The organism is Phocaeicola sp. HCN-6420 (genome assembly GCF_037890145.1).
Classification (GTDB): domain Bacteria; phylum Bacteroidota; class Bacteroidia; order Bacteroidales; family Bacteroidaceae; genus Phocaeicola.
Map to the genome: position 1 here is coordinate 318,898 of NZ_JBBKBJ010000001.1, position 25,448 is coordinate 344,345.

Consider the following 25,448-nt stretch of genomic DNA (forward strand, 5'->3'; position numbering starts at 1 on the left):
AATCACCATACTAAAAAATAGTATCATGAAGTCAACAAACATTTTATTTCCGTCGCTGGTATTAGGCATTGCAGGCGGATTTGTTTTTTCGGGCTGTGTAGAACAGAAACAGTCGCCGACCGCCGAGATTGACACGCTGAAAAAGGATACAACGGTATATCTGCAAGCCGGAAAGGAAACCCCGTCGTGCAAAATCAGCATCAGTTATGCTTATCTGAAACCTGCTTCGGACAAAGACTCCGTTTCCCTGCTTATTAATTCGGAAATACAGAAAGAGGCTTTCGGGCAACAGTATGCCGCTCTCTCTCCCGAGGCTTTTGTAACGACGCTGACAAACGATTTCATCCAGAACTACCATACGGATGTGAAGGATCTGTTCGAAGCCGACATGCACAACGGCATGAAGGCGGAAGATGTTCCGGCTTGGTATAATTATGAATACCAGATAAGCACCACGCTGGAGGCCGGATTAGACAGTAGTGTATGGAATTATTCTGCTGTCAACTTCCAATATACGGGAGGTGCACATCCCAACACGTATGCCAAGTACCTGAACTTCGACGCCAAGACAGGTAAAGTGCTTACTGCCGACGAGGTGTTCTCGAAGGAAGGTCATGCCAAAATCTGCTCGCTGATACTGAAAGAGCTTATCAAGGAAACCAACAAGAAGATGGAAACCGATACCATCACCAGTGTGGAAGGGCTTCAGTCGGTGGGCATCCTGCTGGATACGGATATCTATATTCCCGAGAACTTCCTGCTGGGCAAGGACGGTGTGACATTCTATTACAACCGTTATGAAATTGCTCCCTATTCGGCAGGCGACTTCAGTCTGACCGTTCCCTACGATGAAATTAGTGCTTATTTAAAATAATTGTTTCGCATACATGGATATTATTCTGAAATATTTTCCTGACTTAACTGATACGCAGAAAGAACAGTTTGCTGCTCTGTACGACTTATACACTGACTGGAACAGTAAAATCAACGTCATTTCGCGCAAGGATATCACTAACCTGTACGAACATCACGTGCTTCACTCGCTGGGCATTGCCAAGGTGATACAGTTCAAGCCGGGTACGAGTGTCATGGATCTGGGTACGGGAGGTGGCTTTCCGGGCATACCGCTTGCCATTCTTTTTCCCGATACGAAGTTCCATCTGGTAGACAGTATCGGAAAGAAAGTCAGGGTTGCTACCGAAATTGCCAACGCTATCGGACTGAAAAACGTTACTACCCGACACTGCCGTGCCGAGGAGGAAAAACAGTTGTTCGACTTTGTGGTGAGCCGTGCCGTCATGCCGCTTACCGACTTGCTGAAGATTATCCGCAAGAACATCAGCAGCGAACAGCATAACGCACTCCCCAACGGACTGATCTGCCTGAAGGGAGGAGAACTCGAAAGAGAGGTTATGCCGGTGAAGCATCAGACGATAGTGACCGACCTGAAGGATTTCTTTTCGGAAGAGTTCTTCGAAACCAAGAAAGTAGTATATGTCACTGTAAACAAGTAATAAAACACCGAAAATAAAATGAAGATAAAACGCTTTGAATTCAACATGTTTCCCGTCAACTGTTATGTCCTTTCCGACGAAACAGGGGAAGCTGCTATTATCGATGCCGGATGCTATTATCCGGAGGAGCAGCAGATGCTGAAAAAATACATCGACGAAAACAAGCTGACCGTAAAGCATCTGCTGAATACGCACCTGCATCTGGATCATGTTTTCGGCAATCCGTTTCTCTTGCGCGAATTCGGATTGAAGGCAGAGGCATGCCGCCAAGATGAATTTCTGCTGGAAAAGCTGGCAGACCAGTGCCGCATGTTCGGCTTCCGCCCCAATGAAGAGGCTGTGCCCTTAGGACATTATGTGGAAGACGGCGAAAAGATTCGTTTTGGGAACACCGAACTGGAGGCGATTCATGTGCCCGGCCATTCTCCCGGAGGCATGGTGTATTACTGCAAGGCAGACAATTGCCTGTTCAGCGGTGATGTCTTGTTCCAGGGCAGCGTAGGACGTGCGGATTTGGAAGGAGGCGACTTCGGCGAACTGATAGAGCATGTTTCCAGCCGCCTGCTGACTTTGCCCGACGAAACGGTTGTTTACCCGGGACACGGTGAGTCCACTACCATCGGAAAAGAAAAGATGGATAATCCGTTCTTTAAATAAAGGAACAAAATTCATTACCACGATTCGTCTGAAACGCGCCGACGTTTTTCCATAAACATCGGCACGTTTTCACACTAAAATACTTTTACCTTTATAATACCTTGAAATCATGAAAACAGATGTTTTTGCCAATCGCCATATTGGCATTACCGAAAATGATCTTCCCAAAATGCTGGAAAGAATAGGAGTAAAGACATTAGACGGACTGATTGATAAGACCATTCCTGAAAAAATCCGACTGAAGGCTCCACTGGATTTGCCTCCTGCCATGACAGAACGGGAATTTGCCGAACACATCAGTAAGCTGGCTTCGATGAACAAAATATATAAATCGTATATAGGCACAGGCTGGTACGACTCGATTACTCCGGCTGTGATTCAGCGTAATGTATTCGAAAATCCGGTATGGTATACTTCGTATACGCCTTATCAGACGGAAATCTCACAAGGACGACTGGAAGCGCTGCTTAATTTCCAGACGGTGGTAAGTGACCTGACTGCCATGCCGCTGGCCAACTGCTCGTTGCTGGACGAGGCGACTGCGGCTGCAGAAGCTGCAACGATGATGCATGGATTGAGAAGCCGGGCACAACAGAAGGCGGGTGCCAATACGTTGTTTGTCGATCAGGAAATATTCCCTCAGAATCTTGCCGTTATCCGTACCCGTGCCATTCCGCAAGGTATGGAAGTAAAGGTGGGTAGTTACAAGGAACTGGAGTTCACGCCTGATATATTTGGCTGTATCGTACAGTACCCGAACAACAGCGGTAACGTGGAAGACTACCGGGAGTTTACGGAGCGTGCCCATGCGGCTGGTTGCAAGGTAGCCGTGGATGCGGATATTCTAAGCCTTGCCCTGTTGCTTCCTCCCGGTGAATGGGGTGCCGACATCGTATTCGGAAGTACGCAGCGCCTCGGTATTCCGATGTTCTACGGTGGTCCTTCGGCAGCTTATTTCGCAACACGTGACGAGTACAAGCGTAACATGCCGGGACGTATCATCGGACTCTCGAAAGATAAGTATGGGAAAATTTGCTACCGTATGGCTCTACAGACGCGTGAACAGCATATCAAGCGTGAGAAGGCTACGTCGAATATCTGTACGGCTCAGGCGTTGCTGGCTACCATGGCTGGCTTCTATGCGGTGTACCACGGTGCTGAAGGTATAAAAGATATTGCCAAACGTATTCATAGTATCGCCAACTGGCTCAACAAGCAGTTGCTCCGTCTGGGATATACGGAACGGAACTCGCTTTTCTTCGATACGCTTCGTCTGGGATTGCCCGACCATGTATCGGCTCAGAAATTGCGTACTATCGCACTGAGCAAGGAAGTGAACCTGCGTTATTACGACAACGGGGATGTGGGTATCAGTATCGATGAGGCTACTACCGTGGCAGATGCGAATCACCTGCTGATGATTTTCGGTATCGCTGCCGAGGAGCCGGTACACGAAACGGAGGATATTCCGGAATCGTCTTCTCTGAACCGTGAACTGCGCCGCCGTTCGTCATTCCTCAGCCACGAGGTATTCAACCGTTATCATACGGAAACCGAAATGATGCGCTATATCAAGCGCTTGGAACGTAAGGATATTTCGCTTGCTCACTCGATGATTTCGCTGGGCTCGTGCACCATGAAACTGAATGCTGCTGCCGAAATGCTCCCGCTGAGCAATGCTGCATGGATGAACATGCATCCGCTGGTTCCGGAAGATCAGGCACAGGGATATCATACACTGATTGAAAATCTTTCTCGCCAACTGCTGACGATTACAGGATTCGAAGGGATTACGCTTCAACCGAATTCGGGTGCTGCGGGAGAATATACGGGTCTGCGTATTATCCGCAGTTATCTGGAAAGCATCGGACAAGGTCATCGTAACCTGATTCTTATTCCGGCTTCGGCACATGGCACCAATCCGGCTTCGGCTGTACAGGCTGGATATGAAACATTGACATGTGCTTGTGACGAACGGGGAAATGTGGATGTAGAAGATCTTCGCCAGAAAGCGGAAGAGCATAAAGATCAGCTTGCTGCGCTGATGATTACTTATCCGTCTACCCACGGTATTTTCGAAAGTGATATTGCCGAGATTTGTAAGATCATTCATCGTTGCGGTGCTCAGGTATATATGGATGGTGCCAACATGAATGCGCAAGTTGGACTGACTAATCCGGGTACTATCGGTGCTGATGTGTGTCACCTGAATTTGCACAAGACGTTTGCCAGCCCTCACGGCGGCGGCGGCCCGGGTGTAGGACCGGTATGTGTGGCCAAGCATCTGATTCCGTTCCTCCCGGGACATGCACTCTTCGGCAACGAACAGAATGAGGTTTCTGCTGCTCCTTACGGTAGTGCAGGTATCTTGCCTATTACGTATGCTTATATTTGCATGATGGGGGCTGAAGGACTTGAAAGGGCTACCAAGACAGCAATTCTGAATGCAAATTATCTTGCAGCCTCGCTGAATGATACGTATGGTACGGTTTACCGCGGAACCAATGGATTTGTAGGACATGAGATGATTCTGGAATGCAGAAAGATTCACGAAGAAAGTGGCATCACCGAGAATGATATTGCCAAAAGACTGATGGATTACGGTTATCATGCTCCTACTCTCTCCTTCCCTGTGCATGGTACATTGATGATTGAACCTACGGAAAGTGAAAGTTTGTATGAGTTGGATAATTTTATCGAAACCATGCTCAGCATCTGGCATGAAATAGAGGAAATCAAAAGCGGTGATGCTTCGAAGGAAGACAATGTGCTGGTTAATGCCCCGCATCCGGAATATGAAGCGGTAAGCAATAAGTGGCAGCATATGTATAGCCGCGAAAAGGCAGTATATCCTACGGAAAGTGTTCGCGAAAATAAGTTCTGGATTAATGTCGCACGTGTAGACAATACGTTGGGCGACCGCAAGTTGTTGCCTACCCGTTACGGCAGCTTCGACTAAAGAACGGATAGCCACAAAAAAATATCGGGACTGCCCTTCCGGACAATCCCGATATTTTTTTATTTATGCTTTGACCGTTACGCCATCGTACCGCCGATAATATCGAGCAATTCGTTCGTAATAGCTTGCTGACGACTCTTGTTGTAAATCAGCGTAAGCTCCTGAATCAAATCGTTTGCGTTATCGGTTGCTATCTGCATTGCCATCGTACGGGCAGCGTGTTCTGCTGCATTCGAGTCAAGCAATACGGTATACATTTTCATACGTAATACTTTGGGCAACAATTCCTGCATCACCTTTTCTGCCGATGGTTCAATAATATAATCGGCCTGCATGCCTTTTTCCTGTTCTTCTTCAGCAGAAGTCTGGGCAAGATTAATAGGCAAATAGGTTTCACGTGTCAGTATCTGAGTAGATGTCGACTTAAAGTGGTTGTACAGCAATTCGACGTGCTGTATCTCACCGCTCACGAAACGATCCATCACTTCGGCAGCCAGATCGGAAGCCTCCTTGTAATTAGGCTTTCCGCTCATGTGCTGATAATCTCCCATCGGCGTTATACCTAACTTCTTTACGGCATCTGCGACTTTACGTCCCACCGGATATACAAGTATGTTTTCCTTTCCTACCTGCCGGATATACTCTTCAAGCATCTCAGACAAATGACGGATTATATTCACATTAAATCCACCGCACAGGCTACTGTTCGATGCAAATACCACAATGGCAATCTTCTTCACATCACGTTTCACGACGAAAGGTGACTCCACACTCAGCCCTGAATTCAGAAAGTTAGTAAGCATGTGATGCAGTCTTCGTTCGTAAGGAAGCATGTTCTCTATTGCCTCCTGAGCTTTATGCAGCTTCGAAGAGGCAACCATTTTCATCGCCGAAGTAATCTTCAGCGTTCCATTTATGGAGTTTATTCTTCCTTTTACTTCTTTCAGTGATGCCATGACGATTATTTTTCTTTAAATTGTCCGGCTGTTTCTGCCGCTACTTTTTCAATCAATGCTGTTACTTCATCGTTGATCTTACCACTTGCCAGTACATCGAGCACATCAGCCTGATGGTTGGCACGCATATTGGTAAGGAATGCGTCTTGGAATGCACGCACTTTACTGATAGGAATATCGCGCATCAAACTGTGGGTTCCACAATACAGAATAGCAATCTGCTCTCCTACCGGCATCGGTGAATACTGCGGCTGAATAAGCAACTGGTTGTTTTTACGTCCGCGGTCGATAGCCATTGCAGTTACAGGGTCCATATCGCTGCTGAACTTAGAGAAAGCTTCCAGCTCACGATACTGTGCCTGGTCTATCTTCAATGTTCCGGCCACCTTCTTCATACTCTTGATCTGTGCACTACCACCTACACGAGATACTGAAATACCTACGTTAATTGCAGGACGGAAGCCCTGGTTAAACAAGTCGGTTTCCAAGAATATCTGACCATCGGTAATAGAAATTACGTTTGTCGGGATATAAGCGGAAACGTCTCCGGCCTGTGTTTCGATGATAGGTAACGCTGTAAGCGAACCTCCGGCTTTAACTTTTCCCTTCAGGCTGGCAGGAAGATCGTTCATCTGTTCTGCAACTTCCTGCTGGCTGATGATTTTTGCAGCACGCTCCAGCAAACGAGAATGCAGATAGAAGATATCACCCGGATATGCTTCACGTCCTGACGGACGACGAAGAATCAAAGATACTTCACGGTATGCAACGGCCTGTTTTGAAAGGTCATCGTATACAACCAATGCATGACGACCGGTATCACGGAAGTATTCACCGATAGCAGCTCCGGCAAATGGAGCAAAATACTGCATGGCAGCAGGATCGGATGCCGTAGCAGCTACTACTACTGTATAATCCATTGCTCCCTTTTCACGCAATGCGTTTACAAGGCTGGCAACGGTAGAACCTTTTTGTCCTACGGCTACATAGATACAATATACCGGATTTCCTGCTTCATAATTAGCACGCTGGTTAATAATCGTATCGATAGCAATCGCTGTTTTTCCTGTCTGACGGTCACCGATAATCAACTCACGCTGTCCTCGTCCGATAGGAATCATGGCATCAATTGCTTTCAAACCAGTCTGCAAAGGCTCGGTTACAGGCTGACGGAAGATTACTCCCGGCGCCTTACGTTCCAGAGGCATTTCAAACAATTCGCCCCCTATCTCACCACGTCCGTCAAGAGGTACACCCAGAGGGTCAATAACACGTCCCAACATGCTTTCGCCTACATTAATAGAAGCGATACGTTTGGTACGCTTTACAATCATCCCCTCCTTAATCTGGTCTGTAGGACCCAAAAGCACAGCTCCTACATTATCCTCTTCCAGATTCATCACAGTACCCATGATACCGTTTTCAAACTGCAAAAGCTCGTTGGCTTCTGCATTGCGCAAGCCGTAGATACGTGCTACACCATCGCTGACCTGTAGTACCGTTCCCACTTCGTCAAACTTCAGTGAGTTGTCGATACCTTGCAACTGACGCAGCAGTACTTCCGATACTTCGCTGGGTTTTATTGTATTTCCTGGCATAACTTTTTAATTAAAAATGATAAATGAAGCAAATAATCTTTCTCCATTTACTTAAACAATTCTTCTGTTTCTCGCAATAAACTGTTGCTTAACGCGCTTCAACTGATTAGCCACACTGGCATCCAGGCGATAACCTTCCAGCTCAATAATATATCCTCCTATCAGTTCCGGATCGATATGTGTTTCCATCTCTACCTTTCCCTGAGTACGGCTCCCTATCAAGTCGACCAAATGCTCTTCCAGACGTTTGGAAGGTACGGCTGTAGTAAGCTTTCCCACGAGGATATTTTTATCTTCACGATACAAATCAATATACGACCACAACATGAATTGCAAGAATTTTTCTCTTCTTTCATCGAGTACCAAAGCGAAGAAACGCATCAACTCCTCACTGACGTCCTTGCCTCCCGATGCTTCACGTAATAATTCACATTTACGTTTAGCGTCAAGTACCGGATTTTCTATGGCCCGACGCAAATCGGGGACATTCACGTAATTGGCAGCAAGTGTTTTTACCTCTTCATATACCCGATCTTCTACCTTTTGCCCTTCAGCATATGCCAACAAGGCTTTTGCATAACGCATAGAAACAACTCCTGTATTCATGGTACGTTATTTTTTAGTAGATTCGATCATTTCATCAAGCATGCGGTCAATAAGTTCTTCCTGTTCCTTGGCATCAGCAAGTTTGTTTCGCATAATCTTCTCGGCAATGCCAACAGAAAGTACTGCGACCTGACGGCGGATATCGCGAATCGCACTTTCCTTTTCCGTTTCAATCTGTTTCTTGATTTCAGCCATCAAGCGATTTCCTTCGGCAATTGCACGATTCTGCGCATCTTTAACAATACGATCGCGCGTAGCAGCTGCTTCGGCAAGGATACGTGCCTGCTCTTCGTGTGCCTGAGCAAGTACCTTTTCACCCTCAGCCTTTACGTTTGCCAATTGTTCATTGGCTTCACGAGCAGCTTTCAGCGAGTTATCAATATATGCTTTCCGGTCCTCTACCATCTTAATGATTACCGGGAAGCCGTACTTTGCCAAGACAAAGAATACGACTCCAAAGACGATAATCATCCAAAACAGTAGCCCCGGATCCGGAGTTAATAATCCCATAAACTAATGTTTTATTATAAGAATAATGTCAACAAACAAACAACGATGGCAATCAAGGCAACACCTTCTACCAATGCAGCTGCAATAATCATGTTCATACGCAGATCACCAGAAGCTTCCGGCTGGCGAGCCATAGCTTCCATTGCCGATCCACCGATACGACCGATACCAATACCTGCACCCAATACTGCGATACCTGCGCCAATAGCAGCACCTAACTTACTAATACCAACTCCTGCAGCAGCCTGCAATAAAACTGACAATAACATAATCTTTTAAATTTTTAAATGGTTATACTTTTTATTTCTTATTTTTTTTGTTAAGCTTCGTGGCTCTTTACACGCGACAATCCAATAAAGACAGCCGACAACATGGTGAACACGTAAGCCTGGATGAATGCAACCAGAATTTCCAATGCATCCATAAAAATACCGAATGCAACGGCAACTACCGTCATTGAGCCATTAATAACAGGACCAGCTTTCACTGTAATGAAGATAATTGCAATCAAGCTCAATACAGCGGCATGTCCTGCCATGATATTGGCAAAAAGACGAATCATCAATGCAAACGGTTTTGTAAAGATACCAAAGAATTCTATCAACGGCATCATAGGAACCGGAGCCTTCAACCAAGTTGGAACATCCGGCCAAAATATCTCCTTCCAATATTCCTTTGTACCATAAATATTGGTGAGCAAAAATGTTATAAGCGCCAGCACCATTGTAATGGCAATGTTACCTGTCACATTCGCTCCTCCCGGAAATATAGGAATCAATCCCATCAAGTTATTTACCAGCACAAAGAAAAAAGCTGTCAGCAAATAAGGAGCATATCGTTTATAGTCCTTACCGATACAGCCTTTAATCACATCATCGTATATCATCAGGATCAGTGCTTCCATCATACCTACACCACCACGGGGAGCTCCTTGCTCAACCGGATGTTTCTTGTACCAGCGTACGCAACTCATCATGATGATAAGCAGTACTGCACTGTTGATAAACAATCCCATTACATTCTTTGTAATAGAAATATCCAACGGACGGACTTCTTCACCAGCAGCATTGCGTTCTACGATTTTACCGTCGTACGCTCCGCCACGTGCAATGTACAGTCCTTCATATTCCCCTTCTTCCAGACGAGAAGAACAAAATACATGCCAGCCTGTACTACTATGCACAATTACTGGCAAAGGAATACTTACAACAGTATTGCCCAATGTAGCTATATGCCATTCATAAGCATCGCCAATATGACCGAAGACCAATTCGTTCACATTTACATCTCCTTCCTTGTTTTCTACGGAAGAAGTAGCAGCAGCGACTGCCGTCGAATCAGCATTTTGCGCCATCAGCATTCCCGTCGTCCCCATCAACAGAAGCAGAAACAGTGCTATGTACCGTATTTTTTTCATTGTTTACTTTTTTACTATTTTTCAGTTTCGTTTCAAACCAGAGGAAAAAGCGAGTTTCAAATATCAGAAATGCAAAGAAGAAAAACACATAAGTCAGCATGAAAGCCACGACTTCGTGTCCGATAAAGAATGCATAAGCAACCAGTATCAAGGCACTTAAAATGAATTTCAATACTTTACACGACAAGTAACACATCACCAGTTTTTCCAGTCCCATACGATAGTAGAACGAAAACATTTCTATGTAAAACAAACCAAACAGATAAAAGAATATTGGAATAGCCGGGAACCACAAAAAATACCGTTCTGGTATAAATATATGATACACTACAGCCACTAAAGCTGTCAATACGACTCCGATAAGAGTCAACTCTCTGATAAACTTTTTTCTGATGGTTAACAAGAACATAGTATCATGCAGTTTTTCTCAATTGGAAAACTACCAAAAACATTTAGGTTCTACGCCCGCCGTACTTTTCTCAAAGTTCGACACAGACTGATATCTGGTTATTGTTTATGTCGGCAAAACCTCCTGCGACTTCTAAAGTCTGAGTTTCTGTTCCCGACGTATAACTCAATTTTCCCGCCACGAGTGACGAAATAATAGGTGCGTGATTCACCAGTACCTGAAACTCTCCCAGTTCTCCCGGAAGGGTCACCTGCGATACTTTCCCGTCGAATAACATACGCTCGGGGGAAACGATAACTAAATGCATTTCTTTCATAATTCGTTGAGTTTTCTTTACCCTTTGGCAGCTTCAAGCAATTTCTTTCCTTTTTCGATTGCGTCTTCTATGGTACCCACATTCAAGAAAGCCTGTTCAGGCAGATAGTCGACTTCACCGTCCAGAATCATCTTGAATCCCTTGATGGTATCTTCTATAGAAACCATAACACCCGGAACTCCCGTAAACTGTTCGGCTACGGCAAACGGCTGAGAGAGGAATCGCTGAACTCGACGAGCACGGTTTACAGTCAGACGGTCTTCGTCCGAAAGTTCATCCATACCCAAAATAGAAATAATATCCTGCAACTCCTTATTACGCTGAAGAATCTGTTTTACACGCTGAGCTGTTTCATAATGTTCCTTGCCGACAATCAGCGGATCAAGGATACGAGAAGTAGATTCCAGCGGATCTACAGCCGGATAAATACCCAATTCCGTAATCTTACGGCTCAATACAGTAGTAGCATCCAAGTGCGTGAAAGTAGTAGCCGGAGCCGGGTCGGTCAAGTCATCGGCCGGTACGTATACAGCCTGTACAGAAGTAATAGAACCATTCTTGGTAGAAGTGATTCGTTCCTGCATCTGTCCCATTTCTGTTGCCAGTGTTGGCTGATAACCTACCGCAGAAGGCATACGTCCCAGCAAAGCCGAAACTTCAGAACCTGCCTGAGTAAAACGGAATATATTATCAATAAAGAAAAGGATATCACGCGGACCATTCTCACCTGTCTGACGATCACGGAACGATTCTGCAAGAGTCAGACCAGACAATGCTACAGACTGACGTGCACCAGGAGGTTCATTCATCTGTCCAAACACCATGGCAACCTGTGATTTCTCCACTTCCGAATAATCCACCTTCGACAAGTCCCAGTTTCCTTCTTCCATACTCTTCAGGAACTCATCGCCGTAGCGGATAACTCCAGACTCAATCATTTCACGCAGCAAGTCGTTACCCTCACGAGTACGTTCTCCTACGCCGGCAAAAACAGAGAAACCGTTGTGCTTTTTGGCGATATTGTTGATCAACTCCTTGATAAGTACGGTTTTTCCAACGCCCGCACCACCAAACAATCCAATTTTACCACCTTTCAGATAAGGTTCCAAAAGGTCAATAACCTTAATACCTGTGAAAAGGACTTCCTGTGTCGTAGCCAGGTCTTCAAATTTAGGCGGTTCACGATGGATAGGGAAACCTCCCGTTTTATCCAGTTCTTTCATACCGTCTATCGTTTCACCGACAACGTTCATTACTCGTCCCTTAATTTGAGGACCAACAGGCATTGTAATAGCCTGTCCGGTAAGCATGACTTCCATTCCACGCTGCAATCCATCCGTACTGTCCATTGCTACGGTACGCACAGTATCTTCACCGATATGCTGCTGCACTTCCACTACCAGCGTACGACCATCATTTCTTTTGATCGTCATCGCATCGTGAATTTTCGGCAAAGCATGCTCCGCATCCACGCCGTCGAATTTGAATCGAACATCGACAACCGGACCGATTACCTGCGAAATGTGTCCAACGATTTTTGACATAAGCTTAATCTTTTATTTTATAATTAAAAGTTCGTTTTGTAGTCCTGAAAAATCTACTCTTTTATGTTTTTCGCAATAGTTTAATGTTTAACTATTCCGTATGGCAAATTTATACAATAATCTGCCAACAGTGTACTCCTAAGTAACATTTTTTAGCCCTAAAACCATGTTTTCTGACACAAATCAAGCTATTTTGAACAGGTCTTTTTACACTATAAGACATCTATAAACATTTGTTCACATATAATACCCTGGCTTGGTTTTCCTTCCTTTTTTCTCGACATTAGTAAACAAACGAACTATATTACACAAAAAAGATATCCCGACAAAACATAGTCTGTCGGGATATCCATAAAAACTTCATTACAAATGCAAAAACTTATTCTACGGGCGATTTTCATCCACGCCACAGATGCAACAGGATTCATCCTATCAGCGTTGCAACAATTTTACGAGGCCCGCCATAATCACGGAACTCGCAGAGATATATTCCCTGCCATGTTCCCAGATTCAGTCTTCCGTTTGTCACAGGAATCGTAAGCGAAACCCCTGTCAGGCTGCATTTGGCATGGCTTGGCATATCATCACTTCCTTCGTCTGTATGCTGATAATAACTTTCATTTTCAGGTATCAGGCGATTGTATATCCGTTCCATATCACCGCGAACTGAAGGGTCATAATTTTCATTGATGCTGAGCGCGCAACTGGTATGCTTCACAAAGAGATTCAGCAGGCCTGTTTCCGGCAAAGCAGGCAGATGCTTCAACACTTCTTCTGTTATCAAATGAAATCCTCTGGAACGAGCCTTTAGCGTAAATTCTACTTGTTGTATCATCTGTATTCCTCCCTCTTATTTTCTCAGCCAGATAGCATTTATCTTGCGACGTATGATTAAAATATTCAAAGCCGATACTCCTATAAAGATTATAACACCCGTCACGACAGCAGGAAGCACACTGCCACTTCCGGCATCAGGGTATAAATTCATGACAGTATCCAGATAAAGCGAACGAACAACCATTACCGCTACAATTCCCAACGCCAGCACAACAAGATTCAATACAATGGTCAGTAACTGATATGGGCGTGCTACACGTGCAGGGCTGTAACCTATCAACAATAAGTTTTCCAGCTTTGTAGAATTTTTCTGCAACAACAGATAGATACTCAATATCAATATGTAGAACGAAAGTACACTGATAAGCAGTCCTACCGACAATACTATGCCAATCACCACCTTCAGAAACCAACTTGCCTTACCGGCATCAAGGCTGTTTCCTTCAGTTTCATATCCCTTTTGCTGGAAGAATTTGGCAATCCGTTCATCCGTCGGATTATTCACCTCCACAATCAGGCGTGAAGGCTCAACCTTCTCCCCGGTTCCATAGGCTGCATTTGCCCAGTTAATAAACGTTTCCGGTACCAGAATTGTATTCAACCGATTGGAAAAACCCACGATATTTCCCTTCAACTGCTTTACCTGACCGTTACCCATAATACGGATATCCAAGTTCACCATTCCCATGACACCCTCCGAAAGCTGAGGAAGATTCCGGCTCTGCGCAAAGCCGAAATTATACAAGTTCAGGTAATTACGCGGAATAATGATAGGCACCACATCCGACGACGGATCAAACTTCCATTTATCCAATTTCACATCAACAAACTCATCGGGCACAGACTCGAAAAACATATCGGTAGACATGCGTATTCCCTGCATTCCCATACCGGCAGAAACCTTGAATTGCGACGGAAGAAAACGTCCTACGTTCTTGGTAAACGGCTGTTCCTCTATTTCTGCGATATCACCTGCCGAGAAAGTACTGCTCTTACCCACAATAGCTCCCAGCGTACTAACCTTCTTACTAAGGATTACAAAATCTTTTTTAATAAAGCTATCTCCCTGAGTAAACACGGGCAATACATCCCGATAGAACTGTATACCCAGCAAAACGATAATCATGCCACACAAATTGGCAAGGAAAAATCCAGCCAGTTGCGACACGCTGATATGTTGTCTTAATAATTTCCAAACCATAACTCCATGTTTATAAAGAAAGTACCCTGTCGTAGTTCAGCGGAAGATGCTTTCCGATAGATGTAACGATTATACCTGCTCCCTGCTTGCCAGCTTCTTCCTGCAAAATCTCAGCCATCACCTTTCCGTTTCCGTCATCCAAATGGCTGACAGGCTCGTCCAGAAAAATAAAATCGAAAGGCTGACACAATGCGCGGACAAAGGCAACTCGCTGCTGCTGCCCGAAAGACATTTTTCCAATCCGCTGGTTCCATTTGTCGGCTATGCCCAGGCGCGAGAACCACTCCTCCACCTGATTACGCTTACAATGCCCCGTCAGAGAATTTTTCAACTGTATATTCTCCCATGCGGTAAGTTCCGGGAAAAGGCGCAACTCCTGAAACAACATACTCAGCGAGCGCTTTCTGATTTCCACCCAACGACTGACCGGATAGTTTTTCACATTCTCCCCGTCAAAGCAAATGATACCCTGATAATCCTTTCGATACCCGTAGATAAAACTACAGAGGGAAGACTTACCCGTACCCGAAACGGCTTCCACCAGATAAGTCTTCCCCCGCTGAAATGCGACCTGACGATGCCACACATCAGAGATAATGCTATCTCTGCCGGAAAACACTTCCGGCAGAGTTTGTTGTAATTCTATTGTTTCCATTCTTCTTTAATTAAAAGCCTCCAGCAAGGACTGAAGGATATTTTTATCCTTATCGGTTGTTACAAGCTCCAGATGAGCAGACTTACAGTCGGCCGACTCTATTGTCATATAATCCAGACAACCCAATGCACCGACAGCCGAAGCATACTGATTATTGCTGCCAAGCAACTGCTTTGCCTGAGCTGTAACCGATGCGAAATTCATTCCGACAAAACATCTCTTACCAGCCACTTTCTTGCCCCACGCACAATCTCTCAGTGACAAGCCCGAAACCCGTGCATCCACCAGATTGGCATCATTGGTAAAATACAGGCGATTGTTTCTCACGCCGAACCAGAAACTTACAACACCCGGACGCATTCCCAGCATCTGACCGTCCTGCATACGGAATTCATAATCGTTGACACCACGGTTCAACAGCTGCATTTGTCCGTTGGTCATAGCCAAAAGCGGCTTCAAGTCCTCGAATGTCTGCAAGAACTCACTGTTTGTCACATCAGCATAGGCGATGAACCCGTTCTGCAAAGGATTCGTCAGAGCAACAGCCATATCACCTTTGATGGAACTGAAAATAGCCTTGAAATCAATCGGCATGATGGAGCTCTCGAACTGCTGGCGGACCGTTGCATTTTCACACAACAAATCGTATATTTTTCCACCATCCATATTCCCGGTCATCCAGAAGAATGTATTGGCAGGGAAAGCATCCAGATAAGTTCCTTTCACCGGATTGGTAGCCTGCAACTGTTTTTCCGTCATCGCATTCACCAGCTTATCCGTCGTCATGTCCTTCACATCCATTACAACCTTCCCTTTTTCAAAGTTCACAGCCGAAAGGTATTTTACATCCTTCAAATTCATGCTGGCAGAAGTTCCCATTGTAAGAGGAGCGACATACTCGCTTGGAATCCAGTCGAGGGAAGTCAACAGTACAATATCCCCCTTCGTTTCCTTCATATGCTGAAAGTCGGAAGTCGCAGCAAAACCGTCTTTTTCAGTTTGACGGAGCAACATCGAAGCCGAATGAAGCATATCTTTTGCCTGTCCTCCCTTCAGGTCGAGCATAGCAAGGAAGGCATCATCCGTATATGCAACCAGTACATTACCCATTGCCGTCCACATACAACCGTCAGCTTCCACAGGCTTTTCGCATACCTGCTGGTCGTGCAAAGCTTTCAGCAAGTCTTCCAGTTTTCCATCATCCGACACACGCATGACCAGTCCTGTAGACACACCGCCCGACCCGACAAAATAATATACCTTTTCCGTCAGGTCAAGTCCGCTTTCCGAAGGATCCTTTGTCACCTTGTCTATAAGTTCACCGGCACCTTCTGCCCCGCTTTTCAAGGCATTGCTCAACCGTGCAACCACCGGTGCTTCTTTATCACTACTCAGTCCGCTTTTATCGGCCATCGACACCAGGTCGACCGACACCACTACTGCTGCATCCTTCGGAAGAACATTTTCATAAACATTTTTCTTGCTGCACGATGCCAGCAGCATAACCGTCGCCAGCAGGCAGCCAATTAATACGTTCCGATTCATAATCTTCGTATGTTAACTATTAAACAAATTCATAGTATGTACCGCCACCAGTGCCGCCGTTTCCGTCCGCAGGCGCGATTTACCCAGACTGACGGGCTGGAATCCCAGCGATTCTGCCTTTTCTACTTCCTCACGGCTGAAATCTCCTTCGGGACCAATCAGCACGACAGCATCCTCACCCGGCTTCAGCACATCCTTCAGCAAGGGCTTTTCTCCCTCGTAACAGTGAGCGATAAACTTCTGCCCGCTGAATTCCCGCTGCATGAAACGCCCGAAATCTTCCATTTCGTTGACAATCGGTTTCCGTGCCTTGAGCGACTGCTTTACTGCCGAAACTACAATTTTCTCTATACGTTCAGTTTTTATGACCTTGCGTTCCGAGTACCGGCAGTTCAAGAAACTAAGCTCGTCAAATCCGATTTCGGTAGCTTTCTCCACGAACCACTCTATACGATCCATATTCTTCGTAGGCGCCATAGCCAGATGAAGATGCCCCTTCCAGAAAGGTTCCTGAGGAATGGTTTCCGTCACTTTCACCTGACAGCGTTTGCCGGTTGCCGCACTGATAACAGCCCGGTAGAAATATCCCTTACCATCGGTCAGCATCACCTCGTCGCCTACCGTCAGGCGCAATACACGCAGGCAATGTCCGGCTTCCTCTTCAGGAAGTTCCGGATTTACAGCGATGTCCGGAGTATAAAAAACATGCATATCTTTCTATTATTATGGTTGATTTGTATTCTTTCCTTTGCCCTCACGTTTTCTGATTTCATCGCGCAATTGCGATGCACGTTCATAGTCCTCTTGCTCTACCGCCTCTGCCATCGCCTTTTTCAGCGATTCCAAATCGATGGTATTGACCGAAACCGTATATGTTGAGCCGTCGGGAGAAATATTGCGCAACTGCTCTTTTTCCAGAATATCTTCATAGACATACAGCGGAAACTTCTTTCGGAGTGCCAGAGATATGACATCCGTAGTCCGGGCATCCACCTGAAATTCCGTTCCGTCTTCGCGTTGCACATACAAGTACGAGCTATAGATACCGTCTTTCACCTCATAAATCAGCCCTTTGACCGGCGTCAGTCCGCCTTCCTTCATTACAGCCAGCATCAAATCGTGCGTAAACGGACGCGGAGGAGTGTACGACATCTGCCCCATCTTGATAGCCTGCGCTTCCTGCTTCCCTATAATCAGAGCCAGCTTGCGGAAGTGTCCGCCAAGTTCTTCGAGCACCAGTGCAAAGGAGTCCGAAGGCTTGAGTACCGCAGACATATCCAAAACTTTTATTTCTATCTCATTCATTTTTCAGGAACTTCATGTTTATATTTAAAAACAATGCTGAACATAATAGCCACTACCAGCGCATAGGCTGCAAAGATAAACCACGCATGGCTCCATCCGGCAACTTGTGGCTCGGTACTGCCGAAGTCGACAAACTGATTGACCACCCACTGAGCACTCAAAGTACCAATTGTAGCTCCCAGTCCGTTAGTCATTATGATAAACAATCCCTGCGCGCTGGAACGTACGGTTATGTCCGTTTCCTTATCAACATACAGCGAACCCGAAACATTGAAGAAGTCGAATGCCACACCATATACAATCATGGAAAGAATAAACATCCATACTCCCGATCCCGGATTGCCAAGTCCGAAGAGTCCGAAGCGCAATACCCATGCAATCATGGCAATCAGCATAACCTTTTTAATGCCGAAACGTCCCAGGAAGAAAGGAATCAGCAAGATACAGCACGTTTCGCTTATCTGAGAAAGCGAAATCAGCAGATTGGCATGCTGCACGCCAAAAGTATCGGCATATTCAGGTATCGAACCGAAACTGGTGATAAACGGATTGGCAAAGCCGTTGGTTATCTGCAAAGAAACGCCCAGCAGCATCGAAAAAATAAAGAAAATAGCCATCTTACGCTCACGGAACAGCAAGAAAGCCTTCAGTCCCAAAGCCTCAACCAGCGATTTCCGCTGTCCGTCTCCGCCACGGCTGACCGGACACTGAGGCAAGGTATTGGCATATATTGCCAGAATAACACCCCAAGCAGCACATGTAAAGAACTGCATGTAGTTATCCTGAAATTTAAACAAGTCGACCAGCCACATGGAACAGATAAATCCGATTGTTCCACATGTACGAATCGGAGGAAATGCCTTGATGGTATCCAGTCCTGCCTTGTCGAGCGCTGTATATGCCACAGAGTTTGACAGCGCAAGCGTAGGCATATAAAATGCAACACTCATGGAATAAAACGCAAACAGTACCGGAAACGAAACAGCATCGCCTGCCGTCATTCCGTAATATCCCGCTCCTACCATAAACAGGGCGGCAAGCAGATGGCTCAACCCCAGCAGACGCTGCGCCGGGACCCAGCGGTCGGCAATGATACCCAGTATGGCCGGCATAAACAGCGAAACGATACCCTGCATGGCATAAAATATTCCAATATGGCTACCCAGACCAATTTTGGTCAGATAAGTACCCATAGACGTAAGATAAGCTCCCCATACAGCAAACTGCAGGAAGTTCATAATGATCAGTCGAATCTTGATATTCATAGTTTTCATATATTAGTTGCATACAAAGGGTTTATGCACCCTCTATCAAAAATTAAACAAATATAGGAAAAGAAACGAAAAGCCAAAAACATTTTTCAGCAGATTTTACCTTCATTTGCTTTTACAAAGCTGACAAACGATGTACAGAGGTATATCCAGCTATCGGTTTATTCGTACCAGTTTGTCAAGAGAAAGTAAAAGAAACAACAGCGTGCTGACGAAAAAAGGCGGGCAGGTTTTCTGATGTTTTTGTACAAAAAACAATAAAGTTTGTACAAAACAAGAAAAGAATTTGTACAAAAGACAAGGGGAACGTCTTCGGAAAATTTTAAAGGGCGGGCAGGCATCGTGGAACAGATGCAGACAAAGTCGGGCAGGCCACTGCATACGCCCTCCCCGACGACTCTGTCGTTTGACCGAGAGAGAAGGGCGTATGAGGCCATGACCATTAATGATTTCGCACCAGATACAAGCTATGGTCAATACATGCTGGAAGCTCTTCCTTATAGTGTGTGACCATGATCAAGGTTTTGTCCTTACGCTTGCAGAAGGCTTCGATGACATCCTTCACCATACGGCGGTTGTGCATGTCCAGTCCGTGCAGCGGCTCGTCCAGAATGAGCAGTTCGGGATCCTTCACAAAGGCTCTTGCAAGCAGTACCATGCGTTGTTCGCCGCTGGAAAGTTGCAGGAAATTCCGGTCTTTCAATTCCTTTACGCCAAAGATATCCATCCACCATTCGCATACGGCACGGTCTTCTTCACGCGTTTTCTTATACAGCCCGATGGAGTCATGCAACCCGCTTGCTACAATATCAATGGCAGGCAGGTTCTTCAGATAGGCACGGTGCATTTCCGGACTTACGTATCCGATGTGTTTCTTTATCTCCCAGATACTTTCTCCGCTGCCTCGTTTGCGCCCGAACAGGGATATATCGCAGGCATAACTCTGCGGATTGTCTGCGCAGACCAGACTGAGCAATGTCGACTTTCCGGCACCGTTATCGCCACTCAGTGCCCATTTTTCGCCGCAAAGTACCGTCCAGTCGAGATCTTTCAAGATGGTACGTTCTCCGTAACGGATGCTTACTTTGTTCAAATCGACAATGTGTTCGGCGTGATACAAGTTATCGGAATAAGGTAAATCGAGGATACGCTGATATTTTTCTTCGGGCAGTACATGGGCAGGCACCGTTTCGCGTACGGACAAATACTCCTGAAGCGTCATCTTCTTTCCGCAAGTGCGGTCGGCTACAGGAATAACATGGGTAATAAACGTCGGGATGTCGTCTGTTTTCGACAAGACCAGTATGACCTGCAAAGGCGTTACTTCCGTCAGTTTACGCAACAAAGTATGCAGCAGGTCGCGTGTCTTGGCATCAAGCCCGATAAACGGATTATCCATAATCAGCACACGCGGATTGGTCAGCAGCGTTTTGGTAAGCTGGAACTTGCGCAGCTCCCCGCTGGACAAAAGGATGATGTGCTTGTCGAGCATGGCTTCTACGCCAAACAGATCGTAAAGCACCTTCCGCAGTTCTTCATTCTTACATGCAGGCAACAGGTCGCGCACCACGGGAGTTTCGTCCAAATCCTGCGAATTCCAGCGCTGTTGGTAATAATATGTCCCGTCGGCATCGCCATACGAATCGCGGAAAGTAATGTACTTGATATTGTCGCATACCAGATTCGAGTCGGAAGGAGAAAAATCATACTCCACTTCGTTCATCAAGAGCGGATAACGTCCGATTATGGTATCGACCAGCAAACTTTTGCCGGCCCCGTTCGCTCCTACGATAGCCACATGTTCTCCCTTGGCTATTTGCAGGTTGATCGGTTCTTTCAACCGATACAGAGGGTGTCTGGTCACCCCGTCTTTAATTGTAATGATATTTTGCATTGTTGTATATTACTGATGGATAATCATGGCCGACCGCGGGCTGACCGTAATCTGGTTTCCGGCAATGATTCCCAGTCCCAGCACCAGATCAATCTTTCCGTCTCGGCATGCTATCCAATATTTACCTTCGGGAATGTTAACCTTTATCGGTTCTGTACGTGCATTCAGCACTACTATTGTATTCAGCCACTTATCTCCGCAGGGACTTCCCTTGATACGGAAAGCCACGACATTGGTAGCCGGTACATAAATAAACTCAAGATGCTTGCGAATCAGCTCAGGACTTCCCATACGGAAAGCCGGATGTGCCTTACGCATACTGATCAATCCTCTGACATAATCGAACACTTCACGGTACGTCGTCTTGTTCCGCCAGTCGATTGCATTGATTTTGTCCGGCTGATTATAGGAATTGGCAACTCCTTTTTTGTCGCGCAACAGTTCGTCGCCAGCAAAAATGAAAGGAACGCCCTGTGAAGTGAACACAGCCGTTTCCGCCAGTTTCTGTAACGCCTTCAGTTCCGGTATAGAAGCTCCGGGAAGTGTCACCTTCAACCGGTCGGTCAGGCACAAATCGTCGTGGCAACTTACATAACTGATGAACTGAGAAGGAGTATTTGCCCATATCTTGGGTACACGGCGTACCGAATCGTTATTAATCTGCGGATGAGCGATTCCTCCTACAATACCGAACTTCACTCCTATTTCATGTCCCGGACGTCCGATTATGAAGGCACCCTTGTCGTCATTTCCGAACGGGCCGCGCAGACTGTCGCGGAACTCATCGCTGAAAGCTGCAATACCGGGCATCTGATAGATATTGTTTTTCATGGCAAGTTCGGCTTCAGGCAACTTTGGAGACTTCGATGCCCATCCTTCTCCATATATAAATATGGTAGGATCTATCGCATCGAGTGCCTTACGGATTTCCTTCATGGTAACAATATCGTGTATCCCCATCAGGTCGAAGCGGAAGCCGTCAACATGATATTCCTGCGCCCAGTAGCATACCGACTCAATCATAAACTTACGCATCATAGCACGTTCGCTTGCCGTTTCGTTGCCGCATCCGGAAGCATCGGCAAACTTTCCGTCGTCTTCGTGGCGGTAAAAATATCCGGGTACAGTACGTTCAAAATTACTTCCCCTCGTCAGTGCCGTATGATTATACACGACATCCATAATCACCCGGATGCCCGCCCGATGCAACGCCATTACCATCTGTTTAAACTCGCGGATGCGCACATCGGGTTTATACGGGTCGGTGGAATACGAACCTTCGGGAACATTATAATTCTTCGGATCATATCCCCAGTTATACTGCGGCTTGTTGAGCTTGGTCTCATCGACCGACGAGAAATCGAACGAAGGCAACAAGTGCACATGCGTTATCCCCAGTTCTTTCAGATGGTCGATACCAGTTTTCTCTCCCAGATAAGTATGTGTACTGTCTTCTGTCAGAGCCAGAAACTTTCCACGATTCTTGATACCCGATATCGTATCGATAGAAAAGTCACGATGGTGCATTTCATAAATAATGATATCGGAGAAACTCTTCAGAGGCGGACGGGTATCCTTTTCCCATCCTTGTGGATTGGTTTCTTTCATGTCGACAATGGCAGCACGGTCGCCGTTCACACCTACAGCCTTCGCCATGAGACCGGGAGTATCTCCCTGCCACACATCGTCTATCTTTACATTGAATGTATAGAAGCGTCCTTTCAAGTCGCCGCTCACCACAGCCTGCCACATTCCGTCGGACGCCTGTTGCATGCCGATCATCCGGTAAGCTGCCCCTCCTTGTCCCTGTTCATATAACAGGACACGTACTTCCTGAGCCGTAGGAGCCCACAGAGAAAAGCGGGTTTCGGCCGATGAATATACCATTTCCTCCCATTTTCCCTCGTATACGGGGTAGTCGTCGAAGGAATCGTATGAACTTCGTTGGATAGGATTGCAGCCAACTGTCGTTGCAATGGTCAACATAGCTATAAGGTGTTTTACATTCATTGTTCTTTTATTTTTTCACTTTATCGGGGTTTTTCTGTATATAGTCTTTCCAACTGGAATAAGCTTTTGGCATAGACGGCCGCCCCATTTGCAGGTAATGACAATACGCAGCTCCCAACGCATCGGTAGCATCCATAAAAGGTCCCATCTCCGAATCGGGAATATGCAGCATGCGTTTCAACATATCTGCAACCTGTTCCTTGCTGGCCTGACCGTTTCCGGTTATCGCCATCTTTATCTTCAGTGGAGCATACTCCGTAACGGGAATATCTCTGCACAAGGCTGCTACAATGGCAACACCCTGTGCTCGTCCCAGCTTCAGCATCGACTGAACGTTTTTCCCAAAGAAAGGAGCCTCGATGGCCAGTTCGTCGGGCAGATAAGAACTGATGATACCTTGCACCCGCTCGTAAATATGCTTCAGCTTCAGGTAGGGGTCACTGCATTTTCTCAGGTCGATTACTCCCAGCGTCATCACCTGTGGCTTTACTCCCGTTACTTTCAATACCCCATATCCCATGATGTTTGTACCGGGATCTATGCCCAGAATAATCTTTTCCTTTACGGGTTGTATCACCTGATTACCTCCATCAATGTAGGGAAACCAACAATTTTATCCTTGAACACTTTCATCATTTCTTCGTTCAGATGCGCTCCTTGCTTGGTATGCCAGTGATGAAGGGCAGCACTGTCTTCCACTTCCCACTGCAAGGAAAAGCATTCGCTGTCTTGTTCCTTATGACTCAATATTCGCAAGATACGGGGATTACGCAGTTCGCCCGACTTCTCTACCTCGGGAATATAATATTCATTCAACCAAATAACGAAGTTTCTCGCATCGTTTATCTCTACATGAAAAGTTGTATTATAAATCAACATACTTAATATATTAATGGTGTTTTTATCCGCAAAGTTAGTAATTATCGCCTATTATCGTTCCCGGCGGGGAAAATAATTCCGCGATTATACCAGTTGTTCGGGCAACTTTTATTACTTTTGCGCACATTAACACGATTAGTGTGCAATGAAACAATGGAAACAACAAACAGTTTAATACAACTTATAGAAGAAAGCATCCGTAAAAACTGGAATCTGGATGCAATGACAGACTACAAGGGAGCCACTCTACAATACAAAGATGTGGCACGCAAAATAGAAAAAATGCATATTCTGCTGGAACATGCAGGCATAAAGAGAGGAGATAAAATAGCACTTTGCGGCAGAAACAGTGCCAACTGGACTGCAACCTTTCTCGGTGTCATTACCTACGGAGCAGTGGCTGTACCCATCCTTCACGAATTTAAAGCAGATAACGTACATAATATAGTAAATCATTCAGAAGCCCGCATGCTGTTTGTGGGCGATCAGGTATGGGAGAACTTCAATGAAGCTGCTATGCCTCATCTGGAAGGTATCATCGAACTGAAGAATTTTGATCTGGTAGTTTCACGTTCGGAACAACTGACTTATGCGCGTGAGCACTTGAATGAAGAGTTCGGCAAGCGCTATCCGTGCCGTTTCCGTGCGGAAAATGTTTCGTACCGCCGCGAAGGGGCTGAAGAACTGGCCGTCATCAATTATACTTCGGGCACGACAGGATATTCCAAAGGAGTAATGCTTCCTTATCGCAGTATTATATCAAACATCGAACATATCCATAAAAAAGTCAATCTGCATCCCGGCGACAATGTTGTATCAATGTTACCGTTGGGACATATTTTCGGTCTGGTTTTCGATTTTCTGTATGGCGTTACCGTAGGAGCACATCTGTGGTTCCTTACACGCATGCCTTCACCCAAAATCATCGCTGAGTCGTTTGCCGAAATCCGTCCGCGTGTCATTGCCTGCGTTCCGCTTATCGTCGAGAAGATTTTCAAGAAAAACATTCTGCCGAAAGTAGACAACAAGCTGGGTAAGCTGTTACTGAACCTGCCTATCATCAGCGACAAGATAAAGGAACAAATACGCATCCATGCAATGGAAGTATTCGGAGGAAACTTTATTGAGATTGTAATTGGCGGCGCACCCTTCAATCCGGAAGTGGAAGCCTTCTTACGAAAAATCAACTTTCCGTACACCATTGCTTATGGTATGACGGAAGCTGCTCCGCTTATCTGCCACAGCCGCTGGGATGAAATCACCCGCATCAAGCTCTACCCCGAAGAGTTTGAAAAGACGGCTAAGAAAAGCATCAAACGTTTCCTGTATCAGGACATCAAGGAATAATCATTCAAACGTGCCGAC

The 25,448-nt window shown here is 45.9% G+C and carries 24 protein-coding genes and 1 pseudogene; 5 read left to right on the forward strand and 20 right to left on the reverse strand.

Annotated features, from left to right (window positions below; genetic code table 11):
• The first annotated feature begins 25 nt into the window (after positions 1-25).
• The 4 genes from WKT12_RS01490 to gcvP all read left to right on the forward strand — a co-directional run bounded on the left by WKT12_RS01490 (position 26) and on the right by gcvP (position 5,130).
• On the forward strand, positions 26-874 hold the full coding sequence (locus WKT12_RS01490; protein ID WP_021971554.1) for an RsiV family protein: 849 nt from the start codon (positions 26-28) through the stop codon (positions 872-874).
• Between the two features lie 13 nt (positions 875-887).
• A complete protein-coding gene (gene rsmG / locus WKT12_RS01495) occupies positions 888-1,514 on the forward strand; it encodes a 16S rRNA (guanine(527)-N(7))-methyltransferase RsmG (protein ID WP_021971553.1) in 627 nt (208 codons plus the stop codon).
• An 18-nt stretch (positions 1,515-1,532) separates the two neighbouring features.
• The gene (locus WKT12_RS01500; protein WP_021971552.1) at positions 1,533-2,171 is read left to right on the forward strand and encodes an MBL fold metallo-hydrolase; all 639 of its coding nucleotides are present in this window, start codon (positions 1,533-1,535) and stop codon (positions 2,169-2,171) included.
• Positions 2,172-2,280: 109 nt separating this feature from the next.
• Positions 2,281-5,130: an aminomethyl-transferring glycine dehydrogenase gene (gene gcvP / locus WKT12_RS01505; protein WP_340318564.1), complete on the forward strand. Its 2,850-nt coding sequence runs from the start codon at positions 2,281-2,283 to the stop codon at positions 5,128-5,130.
• A 77-nt stretch (positions 5,131-5,207) separates the two neighbouring features.
• Here the strand turns inward: gcvP and WKT12_RS01510 are convergent, their stop codons facing one another.
• The 20 genes from WKT12_RS01510 to WKT12_RS01605 all read right to left on the reverse strand — a co-directional run bounded on the left by WKT12_RS01510 (position 5,208) and on the right by WKT12_RS01605 (position 24,083).
• Entirely contained in the window at positions 5,208-6,086 is an 879-nt protein-coding gene (locus WKT12_RS01510; protein ID WP_021971017.1) for a F0F1 ATP synthase subunit gamma, read from the reverse strand.
• Positions 6,087-6,091: 5 nt separating this feature from the next.
• Positions 6,092-7,684 carry a F0F1 ATP synthase subunit alpha gene (gene atpA, locus WKT12_RS01515; RefSeq protein WP_340318565.1) on the reverse strand — a complete coding sequence of 531 codons (1,593 nt, stop codon included), beginning with the start codon at positions 7,682-7,684 and terminating at the stop codon, positions 6,092-6,094.
• A 51-nt stretch (positions 7,685-7,735) separates the two neighbouring features.
• Positions 7,736-8,290, reverse strand: a complete 555-nt coding sequence (locus tag WKT12_RS01520; RefSeq protein WP_021971015.1) for a F0F1 ATP synthase subunit delta — start codon at positions 8,288-8,290, stop codon at positions 7,736-7,738.
• 6 nt (positions 8,291-8,296) lie between these two features.
• Positions 8,297-8,800 (reverse strand): F0F1 ATP synthase subunit B, encoded by a 504-nt coding sequence (atpF, locus tag WKT12_RS01525; protein WP_021971014.1) that lies wholly within the window; start codon positions 8,798-8,800, stop codon positions 8,297-8,299.
• Between the two features lie 14 nt (positions 8,801-8,814).
• A complete protein-coding gene (gene atpE / locus WKT12_RS01530) occupies positions 8,815-9,069 on the reverse strand; it encodes an ATP synthase F0 subunit C (protein ID WP_021971013.1) in 255 nt (84 codons plus the stop codon).
• A gap of 50 nt (positions 9,070-9,119) precedes the next feature.
• Entirely contained in the window at positions 9,120-10,217 is a 1,098-nt protein-coding gene (atpB, locus tag WKT12_RS01535; RefSeq protein ID WP_340318566.1) for a F0F1 ATP synthase subunit A, read from the reverse strand.
• Entirely contained in the window at positions 10,138-10,626 is a 489-nt protein-coding gene (locus WKT12_RS01540; RefSeq protein WP_340318567.1) for a hypothetical protein, read from the reverse strand. The genes atpB and WKT12_RS01540 overlap by 80 nt, the downstream gene beginning before the upstream one ends.
• A 70-nt stretch (positions 10,627-10,696) precedes the next feature.
• Positions 10,697-10,942, reverse strand: coding sequence for a F0F1 ATP synthase subunit epsilon (locus WKT12_RS01545; RefSeq protein WP_021971010.1), 246 nt, complete (start codon positions 10,940-10,942; stop codon positions 10,697-10,699).
• Positions 10,943-10,959: 17 nt separating this feature from the next.
• A complete protein-coding gene (gene atpD / locus WKT12_RS01550; RefSeq protein WP_021971009.1) occupies positions 10,960-12,486 on the reverse strand; it encodes a F0F1 ATP synthase subunit beta in 1,527 nt (508 codons plus the stop codon).
• Positions 12,487-12,910: 424 nt separating this feature from the next.
• Entirely contained in the window at positions 12,911-13,321 is a 411-nt protein-coding gene (locus WKT12_RS01555) for a secondary thiamine-phosphate synthase enzyme YjbQ (protein WP_021971008.1), read from the reverse strand.
• 15 nt (positions 13,322-13,336) lie between these two features.
• Positions 13,337-14,524 carry an ABC transporter permease gene (locus WKT12_RS01560; RefSeq protein ID WP_340318568.1) on the reverse strand — a complete coding sequence of 396 codons (1,188 nt, stop codon included), beginning with the start codon at positions 14,522-14,524 and terminating at the stop codon, positions 13,337-13,339.
• A gap of 10 nt (positions 14,525-14,534) precedes the next feature.
• Positions 14,535-15,179, reverse strand: a complete 645-nt coding sequence (locus WKT12_RS01565; RefSeq protein ID WP_021971006.1) for an ATP-binding cassette domain-containing protein — start codon at positions 15,177-15,179, stop codon at positions 14,535-14,537.
• A 6-nt stretch (positions 15,180-15,185) separates the two neighbouring features.
• On the reverse strand, positions 15,186-16,724 hold the full coding sequence (locus WKT12_RS01570; protein ID WP_340318569.1) for a DUF4836 family protein: 1,539 nt from the start codon (positions 16,722-16,724) through the stop codon (positions 15,186-15,188).
• 12 nt (positions 16,725-16,736) lie between these two features.
• Positions 16,737-17,435: a 16S rRNA (uracil(1498)-N(3))-methyltransferase gene (locus tag WKT12_RS01575; RefSeq protein ID WP_021971004.1), complete on the reverse strand. Its 699-nt coding sequence runs from the start codon at positions 17,433-17,435 to the stop codon at positions 16,737-16,739.
• 12 nt (positions 17,436-17,447) lie between these two features.
• A complete protein-coding gene (locus WKT12_RS01580) occupies positions 17,448-18,029 on the reverse strand; it encodes a bifunctional nuclease family protein (protein WP_021971003.1) in 582 nt (193 codons plus the stop codon).
• Entirely contained in the window at positions 18,026-19,294 is a 1,269-nt protein-coding gene (locus WKT12_RS01585) for an MFS transporter (RefSeq protein WP_340318570.1), read from the reverse strand. The genes WKT12_RS01580 and WKT12_RS01585 overlap by 4 nt, the downstream gene beginning before the upstream one ends.
• Positions 19,295-19,742: 448 nt before the next feature.
• Positions 19,743-21,194, reverse strand: coding sequence for an ATP-binding cassette domain-containing protein (locus WKT12_RS01590; RefSeq protein ID WP_021971001.1), 1,452 nt, complete (start codon positions 21,192-21,194; stop codon positions 19,743-19,745).
• Positions 21,195-21,203: 9 nt separating this feature from the next.
• Positions 21,204-23,204, reverse strand: a complete 2,001-nt coding sequence (gene pulA, locus WKT12_RS01595; protein ID WP_021971000.1) for a type I pullulanase — start codon at positions 23,202-23,204, stop codon at positions 21,204-21,206.
• A 7-nt stretch (positions 23,205-23,211) separates the two neighbouring features.
• Complete coding sequence (gene ruvC / locus WKT12_RS01600; protein ID WP_021970999.1) at positions 23,212-23,781, reverse strand: crossover junction endodeoxyribonuclease RuvC; 570 nt, start codon at positions 23,779-23,781, stop codon at positions 23,212-23,214.
• Entirely contained in the window at positions 23,778-24,083 is a 306-nt protein-coding gene (locus tag WKT12_RS01605; protein WP_021970998.1) for a DUF4286 family protein, read from the reverse strand. The genes ruvC and WKT12_RS01605 overlap by 4 nt, the downstream gene beginning before the upstream one ends.
• Before the next feature lie 153 nt (positions 24,084-24,236).
• Between WKT12_RS01605 and WKT12_RS01610 the strand changes: the two are divergent.
• Positions 24,237-25,418, forward strand: a pseudogene (locus WKT12_RS01610) (AMP-binding protein); the annotation flags it as partial.
• Positions 25,419-25,448 lie beyond the last annotated feature (30 nt).